Genomic DNA, 8,832 nt, shown 5'->3' on the forward strand with positions numbered 1-8,832 from the left:
GGGTCCGGCACGCCCGGACCGGCAGGAGTGGCGCTGCATGGAGACGTATGCGGACTGGCTCCGCGCACGGAGCGACGACGAGCTGCGTGCGCTGCTGTCCGCGCGTCCCGAACTGCTCGCGCCCGTCCCCGCCGACCTGACCGCCCTCGCCGCCCGCGCCACCACCCCCGCCGCGGTCTCCCGCGGCCTCGACCGGCTCGACCGGTTCGCGCTCGCCGTCCTGGAGGCCGTCCTCGTCCTGCCGGACCCGGCCCCCCGCGCGCTCGCCGCCGCCCTCGGCGCCCCCCGCGCCCGCGTCGACGACGCCCTCGCCGTCCTGCGCCGCCACGGCCTCGCCTGGGGCGGCCGGACGCCGAACGCGGCCCCCGGCGTCCGGCAGGCGCTCCCGCACCCGGCGGGCCTCGGCCCGCCCGTCCGCGAGGTGTTCGCGGGCTACTCCCCCGAGCGCCTCACCGTCCTGGTCGCCGACCTGGACGGGACGGCGCCCCGCGGCTTCCCCGACGCCGACCGGCTCCTCGCCCGCCTCGCCGACCTGCTCGCCGCGCCCGGCCCGCTGATCGACGACGCCGGGCCCGAGGCCCGCGCCGCCCTGGAGCAGCTCGCCTGGGGGCCGCCCGTCGGCCGCGTCGCCGACGCCCGCCGCCCCGTCCGCGTCGACACCGCCGCCACCCCCGTCGAGCGGCTGCTGGCCCGCGGCCTCCTCGCCGCCGAGGACGACCGGACGGTCACCCTCCCCCGCGAAATCGCGCTGCACCTGCGCGACGGCCGGCTGTTCCGGGACGTCTCCGCCGACCCGCCCCCGCTCGGCGCGCCCGCCGCGGCGCCGCACTCCGCCGAGACGGTCGTCCGGGCCGCCGCCGGGGAGGCCGCGACCGCCGTCCGACTCGTCGAGGAGCTCCTCGAGCACTGGGGCCTGGAGCCGCCCGCCGTGCTGCGCAGCGGCGGCCTCGCCGTCCGCGACCTGCGCGCCGCCGCGACCCTGCTGGACGTCCCCGAGTGGCACGCCGCGCTGCTGATCGAGTCCGCGCTCGCCACCGGCCTGCTCACCCGCAGCGGCGACCTCGACGGCGAATGGCTGCCCACCCCCGCCTACGACCTGTGGCTGATGCGCGACACCGCCGGCCGCTGGACCGAACTCGCCCGCGGCTGGCTGCGCTCCGACCGCGTCGCCGGCCTCGCCGGGGAACGCGACGACCGCGACCGGCTGATCAACGCGCTCAGCGAGGCGATGGTGCGCGGCTCCGCGCCCGCGACCCGCCGCGCCGTCCTGCAGGTCCTCGGCGAGGCCGAACGCGGCGCCGTCCCGTCCGCGGACGCCCTGCGCGCCCGCCTCGCGTGGCTGCGGCCCCGCCGCGGCGGCCCCCTCCGCGACCGGCTGCTCGACTGGACGCTGCGCGAGGCCGCCGCCCTCGGCCTGACCGGCTTCGGGGAGCTCGCCCCGTTCGCCCGCGCGCTGCTCGCCGGCGACGACCCCGAACCGGAGCTCGACAAGCACCTCCCCGAACCCGTCGACGAGATCCTCATCCAGGCCGACCTCACCGCGATCGCGCCCGGCCCCCTCGTCACCGAACTGGCCCGCGAGCTGGCGCTCACCGCCGACGTCGAGTCCACCGGCGGCGCGACCGTCTACCGCTTCACGCCCGCGTCCGTCCGCCGCGCCCTCGACGCGGGCCGCACCGCCGCCGACCTCACCGCCCTCCTGGACCGGCACTCCGCGACCCCGCTCCCCCAGCCGCTCACGTACCTGATCGAGGACGTCGCCCGCCGCCACGGGCAGCTCCGCGTCGGCTCCCTCACCTCCTACGTCCGCGCCGACTCCCCCGCGACCCTCGACGAGATCCTCGCCGACCGCCGCGCCGAACCCCTGCGCCTGCACCGGCTCGCCCCGACCGTCCTCGCGTCCGGCCTGCACCGCGCCGAACTGCTGGACGGCCTCCGCGCGATGGGCCTCGCCCCGGTGGCCGAGTCGCCCGGCGGCGGCGTCATCGTCACCCGCCCGGACGCGCAGCGCGCCGACCCGCCGCCCAGCGCGGAGATCGTCCGCGTGCGGCAGGACCCGCACGCCGACGCGTCGATGGTCGCGGCGGCCGTCCGGGCCCTGCGGGCCGGCGACGAGGCGTCCCGCCACGGCCCCGACCGCGCCGCCGACGCCCCCGGCGGCGACCCGCCCCGCTCCCCCGCCATGGCGACCGTCGAACGGCTCCGCGCCGCCGTCGAGCGCGGCGGCCGCGTCTGGATCGGCTACCTCGACCAGCAGGGCCAGGCGTCCAGCCGCATCGTCGAACCCGTCCGCGTCGAAGGCGGCTTCCTCACCGGCTACGACGCCACCCGCGCCGCCGTCCACCGCTTCGCCCTCCACCGCATCACCGGCGTCTCCGACCTCGACACCCCCTGACCCCCCGTCCCTTTCGGCGGCCGCCCCGGGACGCGCCGCCCCCGACGGCCGGGAGCCGGATGCGGCCAGGTCGGAACCCGGGAGGGGGACCCGGCATCCAACCGTATGTCCCTTATTGCCGGTAGGTTGGTTCACCCGGCCGCGGCGGGCCGGGGAGTCGCACAGGGAGGGCCGCGTGAGCGGATACGGAGGTACTCCGCCGTCGGGCTGGGACTCGCCCCACGGCTCATCCCAGGGCTGGGACCCGAACGGCGCGTACGGGCAGTCCTACGGCTACGGGCCCGCCTACGGGCCGGGCCCCGGCCACGGGCAGCCCCCGGGGTACGGGCCGCCCGGCGTCCCGCACCGGCCCGCGAGCATGACGAGCGCGATCATCGCGCTCGTCTGCAACAGCCTGGCGGTCTTGTCGTGCTGCAACGTCCTCGCGATCCCCGGCATCATCACCGGCGCGCTGGCGATCCAGCGGATCGAGCGGCAGCCGGAGTCGGCGCGCAGCCTCACGATCTGGAGCTGGGTGATCTTCGGCGTGTCGATGGTGATCGCCGTCGTCGTGATCGCCCTCCTCATCGCCGCCGACGTCGGCTCCGACTCCGACCCGTACTACTACGACGACGGCATCTGATCCGGCACCCGCACCGGCGGTGACGTCCGCGCCGGGGAGCGCAGGGCGAGGGACGCCCTGCCGTTCGGGCGGGACGACCGTGGACCTGCGCTTCCCCGGCCTCCTCGCGTCCGTCCTCGCCGCCGCCGGCGGCTGACCGGGAAGACACGGCCGGGCCCCGTTCGTTGTCCCTACGGGTCCGCCGCGCCTCGGGTACCGTGCATCGGCGGGACACCCGCCATCCGAGCCACGATTCCCGACGGGGGCTGCTTACCTGTGTCCGACGGTCCGCTCATCGTCCAGTCCGACAAGACCCTCCTGCTCGAAGTCGACCACGACCGGGCCGACGCCTGCCGCAAGGAGATCGCGCCGTTCGCCGAGCTCGAACGGGCGCCCGAGCACGTCCACACCTACCGGGTGACGCCCCTCGCCCTGTGGAACGCCCGCGCCGCCGGGCACGACGCCGAGCAGGTCGTCGACACCCTGCTGAGGTTCTCCCGCTACCCGGTGCCGCACGCGCTGCTCGTCGACGTCGCCGACACGATGGCCCGGTACGGACGCCTCCGCCTCGAGAAGCACCCGGACCACGGGCTCGTCCTGTCGTCGTCCGACCGGTCCGTCCTCGAAGAGGTGCTGCGGGCGAAGAAGATCAAGGGGATGCTCGGCGACCGCGTCGGCGACGACGCGGTGATCGTCCACCCGAGCGAGCGCGGCGCCCTCAAGCAGGCCCTGCTGAAGCTCGGCTGGCCCGCCGAGGACCTCGCCGGCTACGTCGACGGCGAGGCGCACCCCATCGAGCTCGCCGAGGACGGCTGGGCCCTGCGCTCCTACCAGCGGGACGCCGCCGAGGCGTTCTGGCACGGCGGCTCGGGCGTCGTCGTCCTGCCGTGCGGCGCCGGGAAGACGATCGTCGGCGCCACCGCCATGGCCCACACCAAGGCGACCACGCTGATCCTGGTCACCAACACCGTGTCGGCGCACCAGTGGAAGCAGGAGCTGATCCGCCGGACGTCCCTCACCGAGGACGAGATCGGCGAGTACACCGGCACGAAGAAGGAGATCCGGCCGGTCACGATCGCCACCTACCAGATCATGACCACCCGCCGGAAGGGCGCCTACGCGCACCTCGAACTGTTCGACGCCCGCGACTGGGGCCTCATCGTCTACGACGAGGTCCACCTGCTGCCCGCGCCGATCTTCCGGATGACCGCCGACCTCCAGGCCCGCCGCCGCATCGGCCTCACCGCCACGCTCGTCCGCGAGGACGGCCGCGAGGGGGACGTCTTCTCCCTCATCGGCCCGAAACGGTACGACGCGCCGTGGAAGGACATGGAGACGCAGGGCTGGATCGCGCCCGCCGACTGCGTCGAGGTCCGCGTCACCCTCACCGACTCCGAGCGCCTCGCCTACGCGACCGCCGAGCCGGAGGAGCGGTACCGCTTCTGCGCCACCACCGACACCAAGACCAAGCTCGTCAAGGCCCTCGTCGACCGGCACGCCGGCGAGCAGACCCTCGTCATCGGCCAGTACATCGACCAGCTCGACGAACTCGGCGCGCTCCTCGACGCCCCGGTCATCAAGGGCGAGACCCGCGTGCGCGAGCGCGAGCGGCTCTTCGACGCGTTCCGCTCCGGCGAGCTGAACGTCCTGGTCGTCTCGAAGGTCGCGAACTTCTCGATCGACCTGCCCGAGGCGTCCGTCGCCGTCCAGGTGTCGGGCGCGTACGGCTCGCGGCAGGAGGAGGCCCAGCGCCTCGGCCGCCTGCTGCGCCCGAAGGCGAACGGGCAGGGCGCCCGCTTCTACGCCGTCGTCGCCCGCGACACCCTCGACCAGGACTACGCCGCCCACCGGCAGCGCTTCCTCGCCGAGCAGGGCTACGCGTACCGGATCGTGGACGCCGACACCGTCCTGTCCGGCGGCGAGATCTGACCCCCCGGACAGGACGGGACGGCGTCACACCGACTTGCAGGGAGTGTGCACGCTCTCGGCCGCCTGCACGATCACCTCGTTGAGCCGCTCGCGGGCGGCGGTGAGCTCGCGGATCTGCCCGTCGATGCGGTCCCGCTCCGCCGCGAGCCGGCCGAGCAGCTCGGGCGTCGCCCGGCCCGACACCATGCAGGGCACGAGCGGGACGATCGACCTGCTCGGCAGGCCCGCCGCGTAGAGCTGCCGGATCAGCCGCACCCGGTCGACCGCCGTGTCCGGATACGTCCGCTGCCCGCCCGCGCTGCGCGCCGGCTCCAGCAGTCCCTGCTCCTCGTAGTACCGCAGGGCGCGCGTGCTCACGCCCGCCCGTTCCGCCAGTTCCCCGATGCGCATCGTCGCCTCCGGCGTGACTCCGGCCACAAACACTTGCCCTTAACGTCAACGTCAAGTTTTAGCGTAGCGGCGAACGGGCGCACCCCGCGCCCCGTCGACACCGAGGAACACCCATGAAGATCGCCGGATCCACCGCCCTCGTCACCGGCGCCAACCGCGGCATCGGACGGCACTTCGCCGAGCAGCTGCTCCGGCGCGGCGCCGCGAAGGTCTACGCGACGGCCCGGCGCCCCGAGCTCATCGACGTGCCGGGCGCCGAGCCGCTGCGGCTCGACATCACCGACCCCGCGTCCGTCCGCGCCGCCGCCGAGGCCGCCCCGGACGTCACCCTGCTGATCAACAACGCCGGCATCGCCACGTACACGAACCTCGTCACCGGCGACCTGGACGACATCCGCCGCGAGATGGACACGCACTTCTACGGGACGCTCGGCGTGATCCGCGCCTTCGCGCCGCACCTGGCGGGCGGCGCGATCCTGAACGTCCTGTCGGCGCTGTCGTGGCTCGCCCACGACGGCGCCAACGCCTACAGCGCCGCGAAGGCCGCCGAGTGGAGCCTGACCAACGGGGTCCGCCTCGAACTCGCCGCCCAGGGCACCCTCGTCACCGGCATGCACCTCGGCGGCGCCGCCACCGACATGATGGCCGGCTACGACGGCGACCTGCTCGACCCGGCCGACGTCGCCCGCGCCGGGCTCGACGGCATCGAGCAGGACCGCCTGGAGGTGCTCGTCGACGACACGAGCGCGCACATCAAGGCCGCCCTCGCCGAGGACCCGAGCCGCCTCTACCCCCGGCTCCCCGCCGCCTCCTGACGGGACGGCCGCCCGGACGGCCGCCGCGTCAGCCGCGGCGGCCCCCGACGGCCGCGAGCACCTCCGTCCGGACGTCCTCGGCACGCTCGAACAGGACGCCCCGGATCCCGGCCGCCTCGGCCGCCCGCACGTTCTCCGCGCGGTCGTCGACGAACACGACGTCGTCCGGCCCGGCCTCCAGGCGCGCCAGCAGCGTCCGGAAGATCTCCGGGTCGGGCTTGACCAGCCGCAGGTCGGCGCTGAACAGCCGGTGCCGGAACAGTCCCGCCCACGGACGGGAGTCGACCATGCGGGCGAGCTCCACCGGCGCGTTCGACAGCAGCGCCAGCGGCGTCCCGCCCGCCGCGAGCTCCTCCAGCAGCCCGACCGTCCCCCGGTTCACGTGGCCCCACGTCCGGACGTCCAGCGTCACCAGCACCTCGACCAGGTCGGGGTCCGGCCGCACCCCGAGGCGGCCGCAGACGTCGTCCCAGAACTCGGCCGCCGTCACCTCCGCCAGGTCGTACGGCTCCCGCCGCGCCCAGTACACCGGCCAGAACCGCGCCGGCTCGACGCCGACGGTCTGCGGCAGCAGCGCCCCCGCGTCCCGGGGCGGCGCCAGACTGATGACACCCGCGTAATCGAACACGATCCACGTCATGTTGACGTTTCTAACACACAACCTGTTTGATTGAACACGTGGAGAGTTCAGAACGAGTCCTCGCACTCATCGATCGCCTGCGGACGAACGAGCGCGTCACCGTGGCGGACCTCGCCGCCGCGACGGGCGCGTCCGAGATGACGATCCGGCGCGACCTCGACCAGCTCGCCGACCAGGGCGTCCTGCGCCGCGTCCGGGGCGGCGCCGTCAGCCTGCTGCTGCGCGGCGAGGCCATGCCGTTCGCCGTCCGCGAGCACGAGGCCGTCGACACCAAGCGGCGCATCGCCGCGAAGGTGGACGAACTCCTCACCGACGGGGAGGCCGTCATCCTCGACGGCGGCACGACCGCCCTCACCGTCGCCCGCACCCTCGCGGGCCGCCGCCTCACCGTCGTCCCCCTCGACATGCACTCCGCGAACGCCCTCGCCGGCGCCCCGGACGTCCGCCTCCTCGTCCCCGGGGGACGCACCACGCCCGGCGCCCTCGCGTTCACGGGGCCGCTCACCGAGGCATCCCTGGCGTCCCTGCGCGTCGACACCGCCGTCCTCGGCGTCTGCGGCCTCTCCGCCGAGGACGGCCTCACCGCCCACGACCTCGACGAGGTCCCGGTCAAGCGCGCCGCGATCGCCGCCGCGCGCCGCACCGTCGCCGTCTGCGACGCCGCCAAGTTCGGCCGCACCGGCCTCGGCCTGGTATGCCCCGTCACCGAACTCGACGCGGTCGTCACCGACCGGACGGCCCCCGCCCCGGCCGTCGCGCGCCTCCGCGACGCCGGCGTCGACGTCCACCTGGTGTGACACGAACCTGCGCGTCGCATTCCGTGCGCGTCTTCGGCCGATAGCGGCCGTCCCTTCCCGGTTCCGATGATTCCGCGCCGCCCGCCCGGTCTCATGGGGTCATGACCGATCACGTGACTTCCGCGGACGGCACCCGCATCGCCTACGACCGCCTCGGCGACGGCCCGCCGCTCGTCCTCGTCGGCGGCATGTTCTGCGACCGCCGCACCACCGGCGACCTGGCCGAGGCCCTCGCCGCGCACTTCACCGTCGTCAACTACGACCGCCGCGGCCGCGGCGAGAGCGGCGACACCGCCCCCTACGCCCCCGAACGCGAGGTCGAGGACATCGCGGCCCTCATCGCCGCCGCGGGCGGCTCCGCGTTCGTCCACGGCGTGTCGTCCGGCGCCGCCCTCGCCCTGCTGGCGGCCGCCGCCGGACTGCCGATCGGACGGCTCACCCTGCACGAGCCCCCGTACGGCGGAGACGACGAGGAGAGCCGCACCCGCGCACGCGCCCTCGCCGAAGGCGTCCGCACCGCCATCGCGGACGACCGCCGCGCCGACGCGATCAAGCTGTTCATGGCGGCGACCGGCATGCCGGAAGAGATGGCCGCCGGTATCAGCGCCGACCCGGGCATGCAGGCGATCGCCCCGACCATGCCGTACGACTATGCGGTCATGGGCGAGGACGGGGTGATCCCGCGCGACACGGTCTGCTCCGTCACCGTGCCCGCGCTCGTCCTCGCCGGCACGGCCAGTGCCCCGTTCTTCCGCGACACGGCCGTCCGCCTCGCCGACGCCATGCCCGACGCCCGCGTCCAGATCCTGGAGGGCGTGGGCCACGACGCCCCCGCCGCCGTCCTCGCGGACCCCGTCACCACGTTCCTCAAGCCATAGCCCGGAAATGAGAAAGGCCCCGCCGTAAACGGCGGGGCCTTCCCACAAAAAATGTCCGGCGGCGTCCTACTCTCCCACACAGTCTCCCATGCAGTACCATCGGCGCTGAAAGGCTTAACTACCGGGTTCGGAATGGGACCGGGTGTTTCCCTCTCGCCATAACCACCGAACGCCTCACGCACCACCCCGAAACAACCAGGGCAGGCAAATCAACGTCCGAGCAGACAGCTCGAAAATTCACTTATCAAAACGGGTTCCCGTTTGTTTTCCAGGAACCACACAGGGACGCGAACAAACACACAGCGAGATGCTTTGAACGTTCAGTGTGTTCAAGCCACTCGGCCTATTAGTACCGGTCGACTCCACACGTTACCGCGCTTCCATCCC

General features: G+C 74.3%; 8 protein-coding genes and 1 rRNA gene. 6 read left to right on the plus strand and 3 right to left on the minus strand.

What is annotated here, in order from left to right; genetic code table 11:
• Positions 1–37: 37 nt before the first annotated feature.
• The 3 genes from H505_RS0115080 (at position 38) to H505_RS0115090 (ending at position 4,925) form a co-directional block, all read left to right on the plus strand.
• On the plus strand, positions 38–2,395 hold the full coding sequence (locus tag H505_RS0115080; RefSeq protein ID WP_026402671.1) for a helicase-associated domain-containing protein: 2,358 nt from the start codon (positions 38–40) through the stop codon (positions 2,393–2,395).
• A gap of 175 nt (positions 2,396–2,570) precedes the next feature.
• Positions 2,571–3,017, plus strand: coding sequence for a DUF4190 domain-containing protein (locus H505_RS41960; RefSeq protein WP_051300701.1), 447 nt, complete (start codon positions 2,571–2,573; stop codon positions 3,015–3,017).
• Between the two features lie 255 nt (positions 3,018–3,272).
• The gene (locus H505_RS0115090) at positions 3,273–4,925 is read left to right on the plus strand and encodes a DNA repair helicase XPB (RefSeq protein WP_026402672.1); all 1,653 of its coding nucleotides are present in this window, start codon (positions 3,273–3,275) and stop codon (positions 4,923–4,925) included.
• Positions 4,926–4,949: 24 nt separating this feature from the next.
• On the opposite strand, the gene H505_RS0115095 is transcribed toward H505_RS0115090, so the two are convergent.
• Entirely contained in the window at positions 4,950–5,315 is a 366-nt protein-coding gene (locus H505_RS0115095; RefSeq protein ID WP_026402673.1) for a MerR family transcriptional regulator, read from the minus strand.
• 113 nt (positions 5,316–5,428) lie between these two features.
• On the opposite strand from H505_RS0115095, the gene H505_RS0115100 reads away from it, so the two are divergent.
• Positions 5,429–6,130 carry an SDR family oxidoreductase gene (locus H505_RS0115100; protein WP_026402674.1) on the plus strand — a complete coding sequence of 234 codons (702 nt, stop codon included), beginning with the start codon at positions 5,429–5,431 and terminating at the stop codon, positions 6,128–6,130.
• A 28-nt stretch (positions 6,131–6,158) separates the two neighbouring features.
• On the opposite strand, the gene H505_RS0115105 is transcribed toward H505_RS0115100, so the two are convergent.
• Positions 6,159–6,770 carry an HAD family hydrolase gene (locus tag H505_RS0115105; RefSeq protein WP_026402675.1) on the minus strand — a complete coding sequence of 204 codons (612 nt, stop codon included), beginning with the start codon at positions 6,768–6,770 and terminating at the stop codon, positions 6,159–6,161.
• A gap of 38 nt (positions 6,771–6,808) precedes the next feature.
• Between H505_RS0115105 and H505_RS0115110 the strand changes: the two genes are divergently transcribed.
• Positions 6,809–7,567 carry a DeoR/GlpR family DNA-binding transcription regulator gene (locus tag H505_RS0115110; protein ID WP_026402676.1) on the plus strand — a complete coding sequence of 253 codons (759 nt, stop codon included), beginning with the start codon at positions 6,809–6,811 and terminating at the stop codon, positions 7,565–7,567.
• Between the two features lie 101 nt (positions 7,568–7,668).
• Positions 7,669–8,445 (plus strand): alpha/beta fold hydrolase, encoded by a 777-nt coding sequence (locus H505_RS0115115; RefSeq protein ID WP_026402677.1) that lies wholly within the window; start codon positions 7,669–7,671, stop codon positions 8,443–8,445.
• Positions 8,446–8,498: 53 nt separating this feature from the next.
• Here H505_RS0115115 and rrf read toward each other — a convergent pair.
• Positions 8,499–8,615 (minus strand): 5S ribosomal RNA (gene rrf / locus H505_RS0115120).
• Between the last annotated feature and the right edge of the window lie 217 nt (positions 8,616–8,832).

Origin of the sequence: Actinomadura rifamycini DSM 43936, from assembly GCF_000425065.1 — a bacterium.
Taxonomy (GTDB): Bacteria; Actinomycetota; Actinomycetes; order Streptosporangiales; family Streptosporangiaceae; genus Spirillospora; species Spirillospora rifamycini.